Below are 20,252 nucleotides of genomic sequence, written 5' to 3' on the forward strand. Positions count from 1 at the left end.
TTACTCAGAACCTCGCCCGGATGAATCGGGCGCATACCATTGCGGTCCATTTTTCGCCTCCAGAGGCTGCGTTGAGTGGCCAAACTGGAGCATCCGACTCCCGGATACAAGACCTTCACCCCCCTTTCGCCGGCGTCCTACAACTATTAGGGCATGGCCCTACTAACATCAGCGTCTGCGCCCAGTTACGCAGCCCTTACGCATGTCATTACATTGGCAAACGAAATACGCCCATCAAGATGGAGGTATCTGTGAAGGATAAGAAGAGGAAGGAAAAGCTATTTCAGATTGTTGATTTGCACCTCGAAGCACTCCGTTTGGCTGGGGATATGTCAGCCAACCAACGGCGTTTTATTGAAGTTGCTGTTACATGTGGGCCAGCGCTTGAGCCAAGCGGCGCGCTGGCCGGTAGAAGGTCCTGAGTGAAAAATAAAAAAGGCGTCCATAGGGCGCCTTTTTTTGTTCGGAGGAATAGTCGCAGCGATTCTTTAGCTCCTGGCTTTACGGCCTTGGGTTCAGAATCCGACAGGCTAGCCCGTCGTCACTACTTCAGAGAAACCAGCTTTCTCTGCTGCCAAAAATGCGGGGGAGCTTTTGCTGATGCCCAGTCCCGACGAATGCGCAGTTGCAGTCCTCGGACGTGAGGATCCTTCAGTACCGCTCAGGAGTCAAAGCTCATTTACGATCGAGAGCAGCGCAAAACCCTCATCCATGCCGGTATAAAGTATTGCCTCTCCGCCCTCTCACACCCTGAACTGGCCATCTCCAACGTCCTTCACTAACGCAAGCACAGTCCTACGAGGACCGTCCCCTACGTCTGATTACGTAAGCATCAATGCCTTCGATATCGTCTGCAGATTGATCCCACAGAACAAGACGATGCGAAGAAAAGGCAAAGGTACCGAACTTCGAAATCAGACACTCAAATCTGAATCCCGAAAACTCGCACATCAAACAATGTCCATGGACCCAGAAGCCCTGGCAGCTGGAGTTGATGCTCTATCACTCAGGATCGATCCGATTACTCCAGTAGCAATCAACGCATTCCACCAGTGGACCGGCCCCGTTGGGTATCCATGGGACGCTGTTTTGGACTGGAAGACCAAAGATGCAAAAGGGCTGGACTTGGCGTTCTGGTACGAAGAAGAACTGTGCGGACTGTGCTACGCAACGCCGCGAAGAAGCACGATCTGCATGAAAATCGTCCTTTTGCAGGGACACACCTGCAAGACGAATATCTTGCGGGGCTGGATCGCTCCTATGGCATTGCTGACAACAGAGTTCTACGCCCGGAAGCTGGGGTGCACACAAATCGAAGTACAAGAGCCAGATTCAGGTGCCATCCCTTACTATCAAACGCTGGGATTTTATTTTGATACAACCGGTCGCCTTGTCTTTCCATTGGACGACCAATAAGATCGAATCAAGCATCCCGGCACGTGAGGTGTTTATGAAGCAGAAGAAGCAGAAAACCCAACCGGCACGGGTTTCCAAACCAGGTACCGAGACACTCGGTTTGCCGGACAGAGTTTCAGCCAGTCAGCGGCATTTTCTGAAAGTGGCCGCTACCTATGGCAAGGAAATGGAGCCCGATGGCTGGCTCGCCGGTGGTGGAACCTGAGTACCGCAAAAATGACCGCCAAACAGGCGGTTTTTTTATGCCTGAGGATTAGTGCCTTCAGCAACATCCAGTGAAAGTTCGCCCTTAAAACTGTCCGACCAACGCCCTCTCCCCAGACTACCCTTAAAAAACCCGCAGGAAGCGGCTCCCCGATTCAGCTCAAGGAACGACCATGTCCCTCTCCATCGTCCACAGTCGCGCCCAGATAGGCGTGGAAGCCCCCGCTGTCACCGTCGAAGTCCATCTGGCCAACGGTCTGCCGTCGCTGACTATGGTCGGGCTGCCCGAGGCGGCGGTGAAGGAGAGCAAGGATCGGGTGCGCAGCGCGATCATAAATTCCGGGCTGCAGTTTCCGGCGCGGCGGATCACCTTGAATCTGGCGCCGGCGGATCTGCCCAAGGATGGCGGGCGGTTTGATCTGGCGATTGCCTTGGGGATTCTGTCGGCGAGTGTGCAGGTGCCGTGTCTGACGCTGGATGATGTGGAATGTCTGGGTGAGTTGGCGTTGTCCGGCGCAGTCAGGGCGGTGCGCGGGGTGTTGCCGGCAGCGTTGGCGGCGCGCAAGGCGGGTCGTGCGTTGGTGGTGCCGCGGGCGAATGCCGAGGAGGCGTGCCTGGCTTCGGGGTTGAAGGTGTTTGCGGTGGATCATTTGCTGGAGGCGGTGGCGCATTTCAATGGGCATACGCCGGTTGAGCCCTATGTATCAGACGGGTTGATGCATGCCAGCAAGCCTTATCCCGACTTGAATGAAGTGCAGGGACAAGTGGCGGCGAAACGAGCGCTGCTGATTGCTGCTGCGGGCGCCCATAACTTGCTGTTCAGCGGGCCGCCTGGGACGGGTAAGACATTGTTGGCGAGTCGCCTGCCGGGGCTGTTGCCGCCGCTGGCCGAGAGTGAAGCACTGGAGGTGGCGGCGATTCAGTCCGTCGCCAGTGGCGCACCGCTGACCCATTGGCCGCAGCGTCCCTTCCGTCAACCGCACCACTCGGCATCCGGGCCGGCACTGGTCGGCGGCAGCTCAAAACCGCAACCTGGCGAAATCACCCTCGCCCACCATGGTGTGCTGTTTCTCGATGAGTTGCCGGAATTTGATCGCAAGGTTTTGGAGGTTTTACGGGAGCCTTTGGAGTCGGGATTCATCGTGATAGCCCGGGCCAAGGATCGCGTACGTTTTCCGGCACGCTTCCAGTTGGTGGCGGCGATGAATCCCTGCCCTTGTGGATATCTTGGCGAGCCCAGCGGCAAGTGCTCGTGCACACCGGACATGGTGCAGCGCTATCGCAACAAGCTATCGGGGCCGTTGCTGGATCGGATTGATCTGCACCTGACGGTGGCGCGGGAGGCGACGGCGTTGAATCCGGCAATTAAACCCGGCGAGGACAGCGCCAGCGCCGCAGCACTGGTAGCCGAGGCTCGCGAACGACAGCAAAAGCGTCAAGGCTGCGCCAACGCGTTTCTCGATCTGCCAGGACTGAAAAAACACTGCAAGTTATCCACAACCGATGAGAGTTGGTTGGAGTCAGCCTGTGAACGCCTGACGCTTTCGCTGCGCTCGGCCCATCGCCTGCTCAAGGTCGCCCGCACTCTGGCAGACCTTGAGCAAGTCGATGCAATCAAACGCGAGCACCTGGCCGAGGCACTGCAATACCGGCCGGCGACACCTTAATGCTCGGTCAGATCCACCAACGGCGTCTGCCGCACTTCGGTGTCGCGCCCGGCCTGAATCTCGGTCACGCGCTTCAAGGCGTTATCCACAGCGCCTTTGTCTGCGAGCAGGCTGTAGCTGATCTGGAACTGTTTGTGTTCCTTGGATGCGATGGTCGGCACCAGATTCAGCGGGCGCTGATAGCGACGGTTGTAGGAAAAGCTGGTGCCCGGCTCCAGCCCGGTGACGTAGCCCTGGCCTTGAGTGTCGGTATTTTTCCACAGGGAGAACACCGGCAACTGCTGGGTATTGAAGCCAACAGAAACACCGAGGCTGCCGGCCTTATTGTGCAAAACAGTCAGGGTTTCGCCTTTGGCGTCGGCATAGGGCACGACGTTGTAGACGGTTTCGTCGTAGTCCTTGGTCGGCGCGCGGTAAGTCTGCCAGTCAGCCAGATCACCCTTGGCCTTGTCGTTGAACGGCGAAACCTGTTTTACCGGCGCAGCAAAACGTGCGCCCTGCTCGAGGAACGGCGTACTGAAATTGCTGTGATACAGCGCCTGGTATTCCTTCGGATAGTCGCCGTTGTTGGTCAGCGTATCGTTGAGTGCAAAGCGCACGCTGCCAGGTTCGGTGACCAGTTCAGTGACGACCGAGAAATCGACTTTCTTGAAGGCTTGCTCTTTCAGCTCGCCGCGCAGACTGATGGCGTAGGGCGGCTTTTCGTCGATGTGCAGCATGACCGTACTGGCCGGGATGTTGGCGGCGCGTCCGTGCAAGGTCAGCAATTCACCATTGTCCATACCGGGATGGCCGACCCACTCGTAACCGCAGCGGGTCACCAGCTCGTTGAAACCTTCCAGCCAGCCCAGCCCACCGCGTCCGTTAAGTTCAATGAAGGCTGGGTTGACCACGTCCTTGACCGGCGAATCCCAACCCATGCGTACATTGCCAACAGAAGCTTGCAAGACATTCATGCCTCGGGTTGGCACCACCGAGAGTTTCATCGTGCCGTTATCGATATCAACAATGCTGACGCCTTCCTGCCGCCCACCGTGCAAGGTACGCAGGCTTACGGAGAAGGGTTTGTCGGTTTTCACACCGATCTGCTCACTGGTGATGCTCCAGTTTTCTGCGGGCTTGTTGGTATCGAGAAGGACGTAATCCCAGGCCATGGCGTGGGAAGCAGCAGTGAAGGCGCCGAGGGCGACGGCGAGTTTGAGCGGGGTCATGGCAGCAGCCTTTATTGGAGTTGTGCCATTTTTATAGCGCTGCGGAAACGTTTCAGCAAGTGTATTAGATCGACAGATCGCCTGTTCTGCCGGAGATCTTCAGTGATGCAATCGCGAGCAGGCTCGCTCCCACAGGGGATCCGGGTCTTCACAAAATCTGTGAATCACACCGAACACTGTGGGAGCGAGCCTGCTCGCGAAAGCTATTTCAAAGGCGCATCAACGAAAGCGATCAACCTCGGAACGCAAATCCGCCGCCAGCTTCTCAAGCTCCTTGGCGGTAACAGCCAGGTTCGACACAACCTCACGCTGCTCACTGTTGGCCAGTGCGATGCTCTGCAAATTACTGCTCAACAACGTCGCAGTGCTGCTCTGCTCCTGAGTCGCCGTGGTGATCGCGGCAAACTGCTGCCCCGCCGAACGGCTCTGCTCGTCAATACGCGCCAGCGCCGACGCCACGTTGGCGTTGCGCGACAAGCCTTCCTGCATCAGCACATTGCCCTGCTCCATGGTGCTGATGGCGTTGCCGGTTTCCTGCTGGATGCTGTGGATCATGCTGGAAATTTCATCAGTCGCCTGGCGGGTACGCGAGGCCAGGCTGCGCACTTCATCGGCTACCACGGCAAAGCCGCGACCTTGTTCGCCGGCACGGGCCGCTTCAATCGCAGCGTTGAGTGCCAACAGGTTGGTCTGCTCGGCGATCGAGGTGATCACACCGACGATGCCGCCGATTTCCTGCGAACGCTGACCGAGGGTGTTGATCACGCTGGCGGTGCTGTTCAGGGCGCCAGCGATTTGCTCCAGCGAGGACGACGCTTCTTCCATCGAGCTGCGGCCAATCTGGGTTTGCTGGGCGTTTTCCTGCGCCAGACGCTGGGTCGCGCCCATGTTGTCGGCAATGTTCAGCGAGGTCGCGCTGAACTCTTCCACTGCGCCGGCCATACTGGTGATTTCGCCGGACTGTTGCTCCATGCCTTCATAGGCACCGCCGGACAAACCGGACAGGGCCTGGGCACGGCTGTTGACCTCTTCCGAGGAGCGACGAATGTGCTCGACCATGGTCGACAGCGCTTGGCTCATCTGGTTGAACGCGCGGGACAGCTGACCGATTTCGTCGTTGCTCGACACGTTCAGGCGCACGCTCAGATCACCGGCGCCCAAGGCTTCCGCCTGACGGACGAGATCGCTCAGTGGCGCCAGTTTGCTACGCAGCAACCAGACCACGGAACCGACCGCCAGCAGCATCGCCAACAGACTGCCGATCGCCAGTTGCGTACCGACGCTCCACGTCACTGCGCGGATTTCGGCTTTCGGCATGCTTGCTACCACCGACCACGGGCCACCATCAAACGGCACCGCGACGCTGTAGAAATCTTCGGACTTGTCGCCCCAGAACTGACCTTTGCCCGGCGATTTCGCCAGATCCTTGATCACTGGAATCGCTTGATCCAACGCCTGCACACCTGCCGGTGCAACCAGCCATTTGCTCTGCTCATCGAGCAGCGCCAGCGAGCCGGTCTGGCCAATGCGGAAGCGCTTGAGGTTGTCGAACTGGGCGTTTTGAGCATCGGTGTAATCGAAGCCGACGAACAGCACCGCAATCACCTTGCCGCTGCCATCGCGCACCGGGGTGTATTGGGTCATGTAGGAACGATCGAACAGCAACGCGCGGCCGACATAGCTCTGCCCCGCCATCAACTTCGCGTACGCCGGGTGCGCGTGGTCAAGCAAGGTGCCAATGGCGCGAGTGCCGTCCTGCTTGGTCAGCGAGGTGCTGACCCGTACGAAGTCTTCGCCGCTGCGCACGAACAGCGTGGCGACGCCGGCGGTCATCTGCTTGAACTCGTCGACTTCCTTGAAGTTGTTGTTCAACACTTCGCTGCCCAGGTGCAGGCCCGGGGTCTGGGTGCCGGCCACCGTCACCGGTTCACTCGGGTGAATGCTCAGACCCGCGCTGAAGCGCTTTTCGAACAACCCGCTGAGCCGCTGGGTGCTTTCACGCAGCGTGCCGTGAAAGGTGCTCAGTTGGTCGGCCAGCAGCCGCGCCTCACTGGCCAGATGCTCTTCACGGGTAGCGAGGTTTGCGGAATCCAGCGAACGCAGGGCGAACACCGTACTGCCACTGATGACTATCGCCAGTATCACGGCGAGGGCGAGACCTAACTGTGAGGCGATCCGAGCGCGAGGTTGAGACATGACAGCTCCTGGCCGAACTTTCCGATCCTCCTTGATCGCAGCTCGGATAATTTTTAATAGTGGGGGTGAATCGTGGATACCGGCACGACGGTTCCACATGCACGTATTCGGCGGTAAAGCCGAATACTTGAGCGAGCAGCAGGGTTATGGCACAAGGCCGCCATTGTGGCGGCTCGAACGTTTCAGCTCAAGCGCGCAACCGCCGGCAGTTCCATGGCGCGGACTTCGCCTTGCAGGAAGTCGCTGAGGCGGCGCAAACGTTCACCTCCCGGACGGGTCTTTGGCCACACCAGGTAATAATTCAGTCCGCTGGCGACGGCCGTCGGCCACGGCAGGCTCAGTCGTCCCTGCGCCACATCTTCGGCGACCATCAACAGGTCGCCCATCGACACACCATAACCGCGCGCCGCGGCGATCATCCCTAACTCGAGGGTATCGAACACCTGTCCGCCCTTGAGCGACACCTGATCGGACAGCCCCATGTGCTCCAGCCAACTGCGCCAGTCACGACGATCCGGGGTTGGATGGAGCAATTCGGTGGACGCCAGCCGGGCCAAATCCCATGGCTGATCATTCAGCAGGTTTGGCGCACCCACCGGAATCAGTTCTTCGGGAAATAACAGGCTCGCCTCCCAGTCCGGTGGAAAATGCCCGTCACTCAGCAACACCGCGCAATCAAACGGCTCATCGTTGAAGTCCACCGAATCCACATCCATCCAGGCGCTGGTCAGTTGCACTTCGTTGCCCGGCTGCAAGTGGCGGAAGCGACTGAGCCGTGCCAGCAGCCAGCGCATGGTCAGGGTCGACGGCGCCTTCATGCGCAGAATGTCGTCTTCGGCGCGCAAGGTATTGCAGGCCCGCTCCAGCGCCGTGAAGCCTTCGCGGATGCCGGGCAACAGCAGGCGAGCGGCCTCGGTCAGTTGCAGGTTGCGACCACTGCGATGGAATAGCCGGCAAGCGAAATGATCTTCCAGCGTTCGAATATGCCGACTGACTGCGCTCTGGGTGATCGACAACTCTTCCGCCGCACGGGTGAACGAACTGTGCCGTGCCGCTGCTTCAAATGCGCGCAGGGCATACAAGGGAGGAAGACGACGAGACATGCAGAAAGCTCCTATAGCGGGATGCAGCCAGTCTGACGAAAACTGCTCAAGATGAGTTTTAATCATGCCACCCATCCTTTTTATCCCTTTGTGCAAAACCTGCCAAGCGCCGAGAATCGACGGTCTTCTGTTCCCTCTGAAAATCGAGTGGTGATGACCATGCAGCATCCTGTGCGTACCGAACTCTGGGCCATTCTGCGGCTGGCAGGGCCGTTGATTGCTTCACAGTTGGCACACATGTTGATGGTGCTGACTGACACTTTAATGATGGCCCGCCTGAGTCCCGAAGCGCTCGCGGGCGGCGGTCTCGGTGCAGCGACTTACTCGTTCGTATCGATTTTCTGCATCGGCGTGATTGCGGCAGTCGGCACGCTGGTGGCGATTCGCAAAGGCGCCGGCGACATCATCGGCGCTGCACGGCTGACTCAGGCCGGGTTGTGGCTGGCGTGGCTGATGGCGTTGGGCGCCGGGTTGTTGCTGTGGAATCTGAAACCGGTGTTGCTGTTGTTCGGCCAGACCGAAACCAACGTCAACGCCGCCGGGCAATTCCTCATCGCCCTGCCCTTCGCCCTGCCCGGCTACTTGAGCTTCATGGCCCTGCGCGGTTTTACCAGCGCGATTGGCCGGGCGACGCCGGTGATGATTATCAGCCTGGCCGGCACGGTGGCCAACTTCCTGCTCAATTACGCGCTGATCACCGGCATGTTCGGCCTGCCGAAAATGGGTCTGACCGGGATCGGCCTGGTCACGGCGATTGTCGCCAACTGCATGGCGTTGGCATTGGCCTGGCACATCCGTCGGCATCCGGCGTATGACGCTTACCCTTTACGTGCGGGCCTGTCGCGACCGAACCGGCAATACCTGAAAGAACTGTGGCGCCTCGGTCTGCCGATTGGCGGCACCTACGCTGTGGAAGTGGGCTTGTTCGCCTTCGCGGCGCTGTGCATGGGCACCATGGGCAGCACGCAGTTGGGCGCACACCAGATCGCCCTGCAGATTGTTTCGGTGGCATTCATGGTGCCGGCGGGGATGTCGTACGCAATCACCATGCGCGTCGGCCAGCATTACGGCGCCGGTCAATTGAGCGATGCACGGATGTCCGGCCGGGTCGGGATCGTCTTTGGCGCCGTGGTCATGCTGGGTTTCGCCATGGTGTTCTGGCTGCTGCCAAATGAGTTGGTCGGGTTGTTCCTCGATCACAACGATCCAGCGTTTGCCGAGGTGATTCGCCTCGCGGTGAGCCTGCTGGCGGTGGCGGCGTGGTTTGAGTTGTTCGACGGTACGCAGACGATTGCCATGGGCTGCATACGTGGGCTCAAGGATGCGAAGACCACGTTTCTGGTCGGGCTCGGCTGCTATTGGCTGATCGGCGCGCCGGCGGCCTGGTGGATGGCGTTCCACTTGAACTGGGGGCCGACGGGGGTCTGGTGGGGATTGGCGTTGGGGTTGGCGTGTGCAGCGGTGAGTTTGACCCTGGCGTTCGAATGGAAGATGAAGCGGATGATTCGGCTGGAGCCGCAATCTCGGGGCTTCAACATCCCTCAGCCTGAATGAGATTCCCCTTGTGGGAGCGAGCCTGCTCGCGAATGCGATCGGCCAGTCAAATCATCTTTGCCTGACACACCGCTTTCGCGAGCAGGCTCGCTCCCACAGGGGCTCATGCCTGACCCGGAGATTGTATTTAGCTGACGATTTCCAGGGCTGACTGCTGGCTTGAGCCGAAGGTTAGATATTCAACCAGTTCCGCCAACGGCAACGGTCGGCTGATCAGATATCCCTGCACCTGATCGCAGCCAAACCCACGCAGCAGCTCCAGTTGCTCCGGAGTTTCCACCCCCTCCGCCACCACTTCCAGATGCAGGTTGTGCGCGAGATTGATCATCGCGTGCACCAGTTTGCGGTTCTCCTCGCGCTGCTCCATGCCGCCGACAAAGCTCTTGTCGATTTTCAGCAAGGTGATCGGCAGGCTGTTGAGGTGCACGAACGAGGAAAACCCGGTGCCGAAGTCATCCAGCGAGAAACGCACACCGAGGCGGCCGAGGGCGTCCATGGTCTGCTTGACCAGATCGCTGCGGCGCATCACTGCGGTTTCGGTCAGTTCAAACTCCAGCCACTGCGCTTCAACACCGCGCTCAGCAATCAAGCGACTAAGCGTCGGCAACAACTGACTGTCCTGAAACTGGCGGAACGACAAGTTGATCGCCATGTGCAGCGCCGGCAACCCGCGCTCGCGCAACGCCTGCATGTCACGCAGGGCTCGGGAAATCACCCAGTAACCCAGCGGCACGATCAAACCGCTCTGCTCGGCCAAAGGGACAAATTCACTGGGCGGCAGCAAACCGCGTTCGCCATGGCGCCACCGCACCAAGGCCTCGAGGCCAACAATCTGGCCATCCTGAAGATTCAGGCGTGGCTGGTAATGCAGCTCCAGCTCATCGCGACGCAAGGCCCGGCGCAGTTCGCTTTCCAGATCAGCCATGCTCCGCGCATTGCGGTTGATACGTTCGTTGAAGATATGAAAGGTGCAGCCCTGGGTACTTTTCGCTTGCTGCATGGCGATGTGCGCGTGCCACATCAGCGGGTCAGCGCCACCCTGCGCACGGGCATGGGCGATGCCGAGGCTGGAGCCGATCAGCAGGCTTTCGCCATCAACCCAATACGGTTCGGCGAGCGCTTCGGTGATGCGTTCGGCCATCCATTCGGCGCGCTGCGGCGCCCGGCGGGTGTCGATCAGCAAAGCGAATTCGTCGCTGCCCAGCCGCGCCAGTTGATCACCGGCCTCCAGCTGACTTTTCAGCCGCGCGACAACCTGCAGGATCAAGCGATCGCCAGCCTGATGGCCAAGCGCATCGTTGGCATGACGGAAGTTGTCGAGATCGAGATGCCCGAGGGCCAGGCCACGACCGTCGTTTTCCGCGAGGCGCGCGGCGAGCAAGGTCTGGAAACCCTGACGGTTGGCGATGCCGGTCAGCGGGTCCTGTTCAGCGAGGCGTTGCAGGGTGTTTTCGAGAACGCCGCGTTCGCGCACATGGCGCAGGCAACGGCGCAGCATATCGGCGTCGAGGGTATCGAACACCAGCCAGTCACTGACGCCAACCGGCGCGGTGTCCGGTTCGTGTTCCAGCAGCAATACCGTCGGCAGGCTGCAACGGCCGGGTGCCGGTTGCAATGCAGGTATGGTCAACAACACCGCGTGGCGGTTGTCTTCGAACAAACTGCTGACCGACTCCCAGCTCGGCGCGCTGATCAGCACCGCCGCGCTCCCCATCGGAGCCAGACACTCACGCAATAACGCTGTCCACGCCGGCTCTTCGGCCAGTAGCAGCAAACGCAAGGGTTCGACAGGCGTAGACAAGCTAGCTCCCTAGACTCTGCAAAGATGTGGGCGGGGCATTATGCCGTTGCGATGTTCAATGACCAAATGACAACGGTTATCAAAACGTTATTTTGTGTCACGAATGAGTACATTAGCCGCAAAATCACCGCGCATCCTCCGCGAAAGTAACAAAACCGGCAAATTTGAATCGCGTGATACGTCACAAGTCGGAGAGAGCAGCACAATTCTCTGAGCCTGTTAAAATGCCGGCCCATTTCGTCAACGACTCCCGAATTTTCGTATGTCCCGACTCAATCCCCGGCAGCAAGAAGCCGTGAACTACGTCGGCGGCCCTCTATTGGTGCTCGCCGGTGCTGGCTCCGGCAAGACCAGCGTGATCACGCGCAAAATCGCGCACCTGATCCAGAACTGCGGCATCCGCGCCCAGTACATCGTCGCCATGACCTTTACCAACAAGGCCGCGCGCGAGATGAAAGAGCGGGTCGGCACCCTGCTGCGGGCCGGCGAAGGGCGCGGCCTGACCGTCTGCACCTTCCACAACCTCGGTCTGAACATCATCCGCAAGGAACACGTGCGGTTGGGCTACAAACCCGGTTTTTCGATCTTCGACGAGACCGATGTAAAAGCGCTGATGACCGACATCATGCAGAAGGAATACGCGGGCGACGACGGCGTCGACGAGATCAAGAACATGATCGGCGCCTGGAAAAACGACCTGATCCTGCCGCCTCAGGCGCTGGAGAACGCGCGCAATCCCAAGGAACAGACCGCCGCGATCGTCTACACCCACTATCAGCGCACGCTCAAGGCGTTCAACGCGGTGGATTTCGACGACCTGATCCTGCTGCCGGTAAAACTCTTCGAAGAACACGCCGACATTCTCGAAAAGTGGCAGAACAAGGTCCGTTACCTGCTGGTCGACGAATACCAGGACACCAACGCGAGCCAGTACCTGCTGGTGAAAATGCTCATCGGCACGCGCAACCAGTTCACCGTGGTAGGCGACGACGACCAGTCGATCTATGCCTGGCGCGGCGCGCGGCCGGAAAACCTGATGCTGCTCAAGGACGACTATCCATCGCTGAAAGTGGTGATGCTCGAGCAGAACTACCGCTCGACGAGTCGCATCCTGCGCTGCGCCAACGTGCTGATTTCGAACAACCCGCACGAATTCGAAAAGCAGCTGTGGAGTGAGATGGGCCACGGCGACGAGATCCGCGTGATCCGCTGCCGCAACGAAGACGCCGAAGCCGAGCGCGTGGCGATGGAAATCCTCAGCCTGCACTTGCGCACCGACCGCCCGTACAGCGATTTCGCCATCCTTTATCGCGGTAACTATCAGGCCAAGCTGATCGAACTGAAGCTGCAGCACCATCAGGTGCCGTACCGCCTGAGCGGCGGCAACAGCTTCTTCGGCCGTCAGGAAGTGAAAGACCTGATGGCCTACTTCCGCCTGATCGTGAACCCGGATGATGACAACGCCTTCCTGCGCGTGATCAACGTGCCGCGCCGTGAAATCGGCTCGACCACCCTGGAAAAACTCGGCAACTACGCCACCGAGCGCAAGATCTCGATGTACGCCGCCACCGACGAAATCGGTCTGGGCGAACATCTGGACAGCCGCTTCACCGATCGCCTGTCGCGCTTCAAGCGCTTCATGGACAAGGTCCGCGAGCAGTGCGCCGGCGAAGACCCGATCTCGGCGCTGCGCAGCATGGTCATGGACATCGACTACGAGAACTGGCTGCGCACCAACAGCTCCAGCGACAAAGCTGCCGACTACCGGATGAGCAACGTCTGGTTCCTGATCGAGGCGTTGAAAAACACCCTCGAGAAGGACGAAGAAGGCGAAATGACCGTCGAGGACGCCATCGGCAAACTGGTCCTGCGCGACATGCTCGAGCGTCAGCAGGAAGAGGAAGACGGCGCCGAAGGCGTGCAGATGATGACCTTGCACGCCTCCAAAGGTCTGGAATTCCCCTACGTGTTCATCATGGGCATGGAAGAGGAAATCCTCCCGCACCGTTCCAGCATCGAAGCCGACACCATCGAAGAAGAACGCCGCCTGGCCTACGTGGGCATCACCCGCGCGCGCCAGACCCTGGCCTTCACCTTCGCCGCCAAGCGCAAGCAGTACGGCGAGATCATCGACTGCGCGCCGAGCCGCTTCCTCGATGAGCTGCCGCCGGACGATCTGGCCTGGGAAGGAAACGACGACACACCGACCGAAGTCAAAGTCGTGCGTGGCAATAGCGCATTGGCTGATATACGCGCGATGTTAAAGCGCTAGAATTGACCACTTTTTACTAGACCTTCGGCGCACAAAGCGCCAAATGAGGACAGCTTCATGGAAGCATTGCACCAGAAAATCCGCGAACAAGGCATTGTGCTTTCCGACCAGGTCCTGAAGGTCGACGCCTTCCTGAACCACCAGATCGACCCGGCCCTGATGAAGCTGATCGGCGACGAATTCGCCACGCTGTTCAAGGATTCGGGCATCACCAAGATCGTCACCATCGAAGCCTCGGGCATCGCCCCGGCGATCATGACCGGTCTGAACCTCGGCGTGCCGGTGATCTTCGCCCGCAAGCAACAGTCCCTGACCCTGACGGAAAACCTGCTGTCAGCGACCGTTTACTCGTTCACCAAAAAGACCGAAAGCACCGTGGCCATCTCCCCGCGTCACCTGACCAGCAGCGACCGCGTGCTGATCATCGACGACTTTTTGGCCAACGGTAAGGCGTCGCAAGCGCTGATCTCGATCATCAAACAGGCCGGCGCGACCGTTGCCGGTCTCGGCATCGTCATCGAGAAGTCGTTCCAGGGCGGCCGCGCCGAACTGGATTCGCAGGGCTACCGCGTTGAATCGCTGGCTCGCGTGAAATCGCTGAAGGATGGCGTCGTCACCTTCATCGAATAAGCCAGCAGCACCGCAGTCCCCCTGTAGGAGTGAGCCTGCTCGCGATAGCGTAGTGTCAGTCGACACCTTGGTTGACTGACACTACGCGCTCGCGAGCAAGCTCGCTCCCACAGGTAAGTCTCAAGCCTTCGACAAATCCATTCTGTACCCCGCCCCCGGCACTCCCTCATGCATCGCAGCTTGAATATCCGCATACAAGGCATTCGCCTCGCCGGTAGTAATCGAGCGCGAACAATCCCGTAGCACGACATGCAAAAGCACGTTCTCCTGACCCGGCAGCATTCCGAGTCGCTCAATGGCTTGCGCCGGTAAATCCGTACGCTGCCAACGCCCCTTGATTCGCATCTCCTCGATCCACCCAGAACAATCACCCGCCGCTTGCAACATCCTCTCGGTCAATACCTCTTCACTCAATCCCGGCGTTACCGCCAACGAGATATCGCGGGCAATCGACGGCAAACGAGATACCGCAGTCCAAGAATCCAGATCATGCATCTGCGCCTGCACGCGCACATTCTGATCACGCAACAAACGAATATCAGGAATGCCTTTGCGCAACATCGTCAGGCGATCCAGCCCCATCCCAAGAGCGAGCCCGCCATGGCGCAGAGGATCAATCTGCAAACGCTGCAATAGCGACTTCGCGATACGCCCGCACTCTAGAACCTCAACCGGCACGCCATCATTCAACACATTCACTTCAATCCCGCCCTCGGTGTAGTGATGTGGACTATCGCTATAAACCCAGGATTTTTCAGGAACGGCCAACTGCAAAATATCGCCAACAAGCCGCAGCAAATGCTCATGGGATGCCAACTCCGGGTCGCCCAACACCCAAATATCCATTTGATGCGGCTCGGCGCAATGCCAACGATCTCGGCTATCACGCCTGAAGGTAATGCCTGGCGCTGCCAGCAAAATGGTTTGTCCCGGCTGACGAACCTCGGCGGCCTGCTGAAGCGCCGCAGGGATCTGGCTCGTGGTCTGTGTTCGCAAAAGCGAATGCTCATCGACCCAACGTGTGTGCTCACTGCCGAGGGTAATTTCTGTCGGGTCGTAACCAAGCAAACCGTAGTTTTCTTCTGCGGACACAATTCTTGGGCCAATCTGCAACTGTGCTCGGGGCCAGCCCTTTTCTTCGAGTCCCTGAAGGACCTCATTCAGTAATAGTCGGATAGCGTGATCAGGGTGGCTCTTTTCGGTTAAGTCAGTGAGGAGTAAGGCTTGGTGGACAGATACATCTGTCAGGTATTTCTTTGATGTGTGCACTGTGTGCCCTCTGGATTTCGGCTGGCTAGAAGTCCTCTTAAAAAACGCCCACAAACAAACCTATCGATAGGCGAACGCCGACGACAATCCAAATACTCATTGATTGATGATTTTCAGAACGGGACTACAGAAGTCATTCCGTATCCATTCAGATCTCGGGCATACCCCTGTAGGAGCTGTCGAGTGCAACGAGGTTGCGATCTTTTGATCTGCTCAAAGATCAGGATCAAAAGATCGCAGCGTGCCGCAGCTTCTACGGGGTTTGGATGGTGGCTTTCAGGCCGGTGAGGAGCAGGCGTTGGAAGAGGTCTTCTTTCAGGCCTTCCGGGTGGGTGAGTTGCATGCGTTCAAGGTGTTCGGGGTGGAGCGATGCTTCGGGGGCGTCGAGGGCTGCTTTGCCGAGTTCGAGGATTTCGGTGAGTTTGAATTTGCTCTTCAGCCAGTTCAGCGCGCGCAGCAGATCGCGTTCGATCGCAGTGAAATCACAGCCCAGCGGGTACTCCGGAAACAGGTTTTTGTGCCGTGCGGCAATCGCTTGCAAACGCTGCGGCGTGTTCTCGGTGAAGCGTGGATCGAGACGGAAATCCTTTGGCAGCTTGCCGACTTTTTGCGCTTGCTCGATCAAACCCTGCTGGAAGCGAGAGTCACTGATATTCAGCAATGACTCAATCACCACCGCGTCGGATTTGCCACGCAAATCAGCGATGCCGTATTCGGTCACGACGATGTCGCGCAGGTGCCGTGGGATCGTGCAGTGGCCGTATTCCCAGACGATGTTGGAGCTGACGTCGCCACCGGATTCGCGCCAGCTACGCAGGATCAGAATCGAACGGGCATCGTGCAACGCGTGACCCTGCGCGACGAAGTTGTACTGCCCGCCGACACCGCTGAGTACCCGTCCGTCTTCGAGTTGATCCGCCACGCCAGCGCCAAGCAGGGTCATGGTGAACACGGTGTTGATGAACCGCGCATCAAGGCGCTGCAGGCGCTTGAGTTCTTCCTGTCCGTAGAGCTCGTTGATGTAGCTGATGCGGGTCATGTTGAATTCGAGGCGTTTGCTCTGCGGTAACTCACGCAGGCGCTCGTAGAAACTGCGCGGGCCAAGGAAGAAACCGCCGTGCACCGAGATGCCGTCAGTCTGCGCCGCCTCGTTGAGGGTGCCGGCGTTGGCCTGTTCCTGCGTTGGCACATCGGGGTAGACCTTGCGGCGGATGATCCCGGCATCCGCCAGCACCAGCAGACCGTTGACGAACATTTCGCTGCAACCGTACAGGCCTTTGGCGAACGGCCCCGTGCCGCCCTCGCGCTCGATCAATTGCGCCCACTGGCTGAGGTTGATGTCGTCGAGCAACGCCCTATAACCGGTGTTATCCGCCTGACGCGCCAGCAATGCGGCGGTCAACGCGTCGCCCATCGAACCGATGCCGATCTGCAACGTACCGCCGTCGCGCACCAGCGTACTCGCGTGCAGGCCAATGAAATGATCCTGAAATCCCACCGGCATGTTCGGCGTGGAGAACAGCGTGCTGCTGTCCTTCGCGTCGATGAGCAGGTCGAAGGTGTCGATATCGACTTCTGCATCGCCGGGCATATATGGCAAATCGGTGTGCACCTGACCGACCAGCAAAATAGTCTCCCCGGCTTCGCGACGTTTGGCGATCATCGGCAACAGGTCGAGGGTGATGTCGGGATTGCAACTCAGGCTCAGTCGATCGGGATGCTCGCTGCTGCTGGCCAGTAATTGCGCCACCAGATTGAGCCCGGCGGCGTTGATGTCACGGGCGGCGTGGCTGTAATTGCTGCTGACGTAATCCTGCTGGGCCGGCGCGCTGTTGAGCAGGCTGCCGGGCTGCATGAAGAACTGTTCGATGCGGATGTTGGCGGGCAGGCTGTCGCGGTGTAGGTCGGCGAGGAAATCGAATTCCGGATAGTCACCGAAGACGCGCTCGACGAAGGGTTCGATGAAGCGTTTTTGCAAGCCGTCGCCCAACGCCGGGCGGCCCAGGCACAGCGCGGTGTAGATCGTCAGCTGCCGCTCGGGCAGACCTTTGATCCGCCGGTACAGCGCGTTGACGAAGTGATTGGGTTTGCCCAGGCCCAGCGGCATGCCCATGTGGATATGCGCCGGCAAGCGCGCCAGCACGTCGTCCACTGCCTGTTCGATCGAACACAACTGCACCATCTGAAGCCTCCTGCCCGTTCCGTGAATAGGGGTAGACCGAGCTTGCCTTGAGTTTGCTGCAATGAACAGCTTCAGAGTAAGTGTGCGCTGTTCTTGAAATGTTTTTCCGACTCGAAATTGTTGCCCTCACCCTAGCCCTCTCCCAGAGGTAGAGGGGACTGATTGGGGGTTGCTGTGAAGATACGCCGACGTGAAAGTGATGTGCTGAATCCATAATCGCTAAGGTCTTTCAGGTCGATGCATAGCAAAAGACACCTCGGTCGGCCCCTCTCCCTACGGGCGGTCCGACGTTTCGGGAGGGCTGGGGTGAGGTGAGGTGAGGTGAGGGCTACTAAATCGCAGGCACAAAAAAACCGTCCGAAGACGGTTTTTTTCGTCAGAAGCGCGGCTTATTTCAGGCCGGACATCTTCTCGATTGCGCCTTTCAGGTCGGCGTCGGAGCAGTCAGCGCAGGTGCCTTTAGGCGGCATGGCATTGATGCCGGTGATGGCCTTGGCCAGGATGCCGTCGAGGCCGCCCTGGTGATCGGCTCGTTCTTTCCAGGCTGCGGTGTCACCGATTTTCGGCGCGCCTAAAAGGCCGGAGCCATGGCAAGCGTTGCAATGTTTGGCAATGATTGAGTCTGGAGTCTTGGCATCACCGCCGCCGGCAGTTGCAGCCACTTCCATCCCCTTGCATTCCTGCCCTTGGACACACACCTGGCCGACCGGCTCGAGGCGTTTGGCAATGTCGTCATTCGTCGCAGCTTGAGCGCTGACAGCCCAGAGGGCCAGTACGGTTGCTGGTGCGGCCAGCATTTTCATAATTAGGTTCACGCGTTCACCCTCAATGGTGGCTATTCACGCCTGCGGCCACGGTTCGCAGGCGGGCGGAAGTATAGCGGGTAGCCCGTCACACTGAAACAACCCCATAGTCGAAGGGGTTATACCGCACGGTAGAAAAACGGTCCGGATGCCTTTGCCATCATGGCTTGGCACCTCTTTGTTAAAAATTCGCCGGCGTGGCTGCGCTGATTAGTCGCGCAGGTGCGTCGAACGGATTACGGAAACGATGCGGCTTGGTACTTTCAAAGTAGTAGCTGTCGCCGGCTTCGAGAATAAAAGTTTCCAGACCCACCACCAGTTCCAGACGACCTTCCACCAGAATCCCGGTTTCCTCGCCTTCATGGGTGAGCATTTCTTCGCCGGTATCGGCGCCCGGCGGGTAGATTTCATTGAGGAAGGCGATGGCGCGGCTGGGATGCGCGCGACCGACCAGTTTCATGGTCACGGCGCCGTCGGAAATGTCGATCAGCTCGTTGGCCTTGTAGACGATCTGGGTCGGGACTTCCTGCAGGATTTCTTCGGAAAAGAACTCGACCATGGACATGGGGATGCCGCCCAGTACCTTCCTCAGCGAACTGATCGAAGGACTGACGCTGTTCTTTTCGATCATCGAAATGGTGCTGTTGGTGACGCCCGCGCGTTTGGCGAGTTCACGCTGGGAAAGCCCTTTGAGCTTGCGGATCGATTGCAGTCGTTCACCGACGTCCAAGGCGGGAGCCTCCTGATGTTGTAAGAATATTGAGCGTTATCATGGCGACAGCGTTCAGTATTTACAACACTTGGCCCCCGCAGCGGCGTCAACCCTCGGAATAGAGCCTTGGCACCCGACGCAGGTTGCAGAAGATCTGGTACGGAATGGTGTCGGCCCACTGCGCCACTTCGCTGGCGAGGATGTTTTTGCCCCACAATTCGACGGTCGAACCGAGGTCGGCTTCCGGCACATCGGTCAGATCGATGCAGAGCATGTCCATCGACACGCGACCGAGAATGCGGCTGCGCTTGCCAGCCACCAAAACCGGCGTGCCGGTCGGCGCCTGACGCGGGTAGCCATCGGCGTAACCCATGGCGACCACGCCGATGCGCATCGGCTTGTCGGTGATGAATTTGGCGCCGTAGCCTACGGGCTCGCCAGCCGGCAGTTCACGCACGCTGATGACTTTCGACTCCAGGGTCATTACCGGTTGCAGGCGATCAGCCACGGCGTTGGCCTCTTCGAACGGGGTCGCGCCGTAAAGCATGATGCCCGGGCGCACCCAGTCACTGTGAATCCTGGGCCAACCGAGCACGGCCGGCGAGTTGCGCAGGCTGACTTCAGCGGCCAGCCCCTGACGCGCTGCTTCAAACACCGCGACTTGCTCGGTGCTGCTCTGCGCGTGCAATTCATCGGCGCGAGCGAAGTGGCTCATCAGGACGATTTTTCCCACTTTACCGCTGGCCAGCAGCCGCTGATAGGCCGCTGGGTAGTCCTTTGGATGCAGACCGACGCGGTGCATGCCCGAATCGAGCTTCAGCCAAACAGTGATCGGTTTGCTCAGGGCTGCCTGTTCGATCGCTTCGAGCTGCCACAGCGAATGCACGACGGTCCAGAAATCATGCTCGACGATCAACGCCAGCTCATCGGCCTCAAAAATCCCTTCCAGCAACAACACCGGCGCACGGATACCCGCAGCGCGCAGCTCCAATGCCTCCTCGATGCAGGCAACGGCAAACCCGTCGGCCTCGGCTTCCAGCGCCTGCGCGCAACGCACCGCGCCATGGCCGTAGGCATCGGCCTTGATCACCGCAAGCGCCTTGGCGCTGGTGACTTCGCGGGCAATTCGGTAGTTGTGGCGCAGGGCTTCTAGGTCGATCAGGGCACGGGCAGGACGCATGGCGGCAGACTTCTAGGCGGTCATGGGAAGAAAAACCGGCGCCGACTGACGA

At 59.1% G+C, this 20,252-nt stretch carries 15 protein-coding genes; 6 read left to right on the forward strand and 9 right to left on the reverse strand.

Annotation, left to right across the window (positions count from 1 at the left end):
• Positions 1-963: 963 nt before the first annotated feature.
• From QOM10_RS28475 to QOM10_RS28485, 3 genes are all read left to right on the forward strand, one after another.
• Positions 964-1,416: an N-acetyltransferase gene (locus QOM10_RS28475; RefSeq protein ID WP_316917308.1), complete on the forward strand. Its 453-nt coding sequence runs from the start codon at positions 964-966 to the stop codon at positions 1,414-1,416.
• Between the two features lie 34 nt (positions 1,417-1,450).
• Positions 1,451-1,621 carry a hypothetical protein gene (locus QOM10_RS28480; protein ID WP_167351291.1) on the forward strand — a complete coding sequence of 57 codons (171 nt, stop codon included), beginning with the start codon at positions 1,451-1,453 and terminating at the stop codon, positions 1,619-1,621.
• A 172-nt stretch (positions 1,622-1,793) separates the two neighbouring features.
• A complete protein-coding gene (locus QOM10_RS28485; RefSeq protein WP_316917309.1) occupies positions 1,794-3,287 on the forward strand; it encodes a YifB family Mg chelatase-like AAA ATPase in 1,494 nt (497 codons plus the stop codon).
• On the opposite strand, the gene QOM10_RS28490 is transcribed toward QOM10_RS28485, so the two are convergent.
• The 3 genes from QOM10_RS28490 to QOM10_RS28500 form a co-directional block, all read right to left on the reverse strand.
• Complete coding sequence (locus tag QOM10_RS28490; protein ID WP_316917310.1) at positions 3,284-4,498, reverse strand: aldose 1-epimerase family protein; 1,215 nt, start codon at positions 4,496-4,498, stop codon at positions 3,284-3,286. The two genes, QOM10_RS28485 and QOM10_RS28490, sit on opposite strands and share 4 nt — an antisense overlap.
• A 219-nt stretch (positions 4,499-4,717) precedes the next feature.
• Complete coding sequence (locus QOM10_RS28495; protein WP_127930216.1) at positions 4,718-6,694, reverse strand: methyl-accepting chemotaxis protein; 1,977 nt, start codon at positions 6,692-6,694, stop codon at positions 4,718-4,720.
• A 182-nt stretch (positions 6,695-6,876) separates the two neighbouring features.
• Positions 6,877-7,797 carry a LysR substrate-binding domain-containing protein gene (locus QOM10_RS28500; RefSeq protein ID WP_034152038.1) on the reverse strand — a complete coding sequence of 307 codons (921 nt, stop codon included), beginning with the start codon at positions 7,795-7,797 and terminating at the stop codon, positions 6,877-6,879.
• A 159-nt stretch (positions 7,798-7,956) separates the two neighbouring features.
• Between QOM10_RS28500 and QOM10_RS28505 the strand changes: the two genes are divergently transcribed.
• Complete coding sequence (locus QOM10_RS28505; protein ID WP_127930465.1) at positions 7,957-9,351, forward strand: NorM family multidrug efflux MATE transporter; 1,395 nt, start codon at positions 7,957-7,959, stop codon at positions 9,349-9,351.
• 127 nt (positions 9,352-9,478) lie between these two features.
• Here QOM10_RS28505 and QOM10_RS28510 read toward each other — a convergent pair whose 3' ends face one another.
• Positions 9,479-11,152, reverse strand: coding sequence for a bifunctional diguanylate cyclase/phosphodiesterase (locus QOM10_RS28510; RefSeq protein ID WP_316917311.1), 1,674 nt, complete (start codon positions 11,150-11,152; stop codon positions 9,479-9,481).
• 262 nt (positions 11,153-11,414) lie between these two features.
• Here QOM10_RS28510 and rep point away from each other — a divergent pair, with 262 nt between their 5' ends.
• Entirely contained in the window at positions 11,415-13,424 is a 2,010-nt protein-coding gene (gene rep / locus QOM10_RS28515) for a DNA helicase Rep (RefSeq protein ID WP_127930218.1), read from the forward strand.
• Positions 13,425-13,481: 57 nt separating this feature from the next.
• Positions 13,482-14,054, forward strand: a complete 573-nt coding sequence (locus QOM10_RS28520) for a xanthine phosphoribosyltransferase (RefSeq protein WP_003229440.1) — start codon at positions 13,482-13,484, stop codon at positions 14,052-14,054.
• A gap of 120 nt (positions 14,055-14,174) precedes the next feature.
• Here the strand turns inward: QOM10_RS28520 and QOM10_RS28525 are convergent, their stop codons facing one another.
• The 5 genes from QOM10_RS28525 to alr form a co-directional block, all read right to left on the reverse strand.
• Positions 14,175-15,323 carry a hypothetical protein gene (locus tag QOM10_RS28525; RefSeq protein WP_316917312.1) on the reverse strand — a complete coding sequence of 383 codons (1,149 nt, stop codon included), beginning with the start codon at positions 15,321-15,323 and terminating at the stop codon, positions 14,175-14,177.
• A 253-nt stretch (positions 15,324-15,576) separates the two neighbouring features.
• Positions 15,577-17,505, reverse strand: coding sequence for an acetyl-CoA hydrolase/transferase C-terminal domain-containing protein (locus QOM10_RS28530; protein WP_160042326.1), 1,929 nt, complete (start codon positions 17,503-17,505; stop codon positions 15,577-15,579).
• Between the two features lie 389 nt (positions 17,506-17,894).
• Positions 17,895-18,308 carry a c-type cytochrome gene (locus QOM10_RS28535; protein WP_102901447.1) on the reverse strand — a complete coding sequence of 138 codons (414 nt, stop codon included), beginning with the start codon at positions 18,306-18,308 and terminating at the stop codon, positions 17,895-17,897.
• Positions 18,309-18,489: 181 nt separating this feature from the next.
• Positions 18,490-19,038 (reverse strand): cupin domain-containing protein, encoded by a 549-nt coding sequence (locus QOM10_RS28540; protein WP_007920393.1) that lies wholly within the window; start codon positions 19,036-19,038, stop codon positions 18,490-18,492.
• Positions 19,039-19,126: 88 nt separating this feature from the next.
• Complete coding sequence (gene alr, locus QOM10_RS28545; RefSeq protein ID WP_160042328.1) at positions 19,127-20,200, reverse strand: alanine racemase; 1,074 nt, start codon at positions 20,198-20,200, stop codon at positions 19,127-19,129.
• Positions 20,201-20,252 lie beyond the last annotated feature (52 nt).

It is taken from the genome of Pseudomonas sp. P108, assembly GCF_032613195.1.
GTDB lineage: Bacteria > Pseudomonadota > Gammaproteobacteria > Pseudomonadales > Pseudomonadaceae > Aquipseudomonas.

Bases quoted from the DNA above. Each gene is read 5' to 3' on its own strand.
- QOM10_RS28475 (WP_316917308.1), top strand. From the start codon at position 964: ATGGACCCAGAAGCCCTGGCAGCTGGAGTTGATGCTCTATCACTCAGG.
- QOM10_RS28480 (WP_167351291.1), top strand. From the start codon at position 1,451: ATGAAGCAGAAGAAGCAGAAAACCCAACCGGCACGGGTTTCCAAACCA.
- QOM10_RS28485 (WP_316917309.1), top strand. From the start codon at position 1,794: ATGTCCCTCTCCATCGTCCACAGTCGCGCCCAGATAGGCGTGGAAGCC.
- QOM10_RS28490 (WP_316917310.1), bottom strand. From the start codon at position 4,498: ATGACCCCGCTCAAACTCGCCGTCGCCCTCGGCGCCTTCACTGCTGCT.
- QOM10_RS28495 (WP_127930216.1), bottom strand. From the start codon at position 6,694: ATGTCTCAACCTCGCGCTCGGATCGCCTCACAGTTAGGTCTCGCCCTC.
- QOM10_RS28500 (WP_034152038.1), bottom strand. From the start codon at position 7,797: ATGTCTCGTCGTCTTCCTCCCTTGTATGCCCTGCGCGCATTTGAAGCA.
- QOM10_RS28505 (WP_127930465.1), top strand. From the start codon at position 7,957: ATGCAGCATCCTGTGCGTACCGAACTCTGGGCCATTCTGCGGCTGGCA.
- rep (WP_127930218.1), top strand. From the start codon at position 11,415: ATGTCCCGACTCAATCCCCGGCAGCAAGAAGCCGTGAACTACGTCGGC.
- QOM10_RS28520 (WP_003229440.1), top strand. From the start codon at position 13,482: ATGGAAGCATTGCACCAGAAAATCCGCGAACAAGGCATTGTGCTTTCC.
- QOM10_RS28530 (WP_160042326.1), bottom strand. From the start codon at position 17,505: ATGGTGCAGTTGTGTTCGATCGAACAGGCAGTGGACGACGTGCTGGCG.
- QOM10_RS28535 (WP_102901447.1), bottom strand. From the start codon at position 18,308: ATGAAAATGCTGGCCGCACCAGCAACCGTACTGGCCCTCTGGGCTGTC.
- alr (WP_160042328.1), bottom strand. From the start codon at position 20,200: ATGCGTCCTGCCCGTGCCCTGATCGACCTAGAAGCCCTGCGCCACAAC.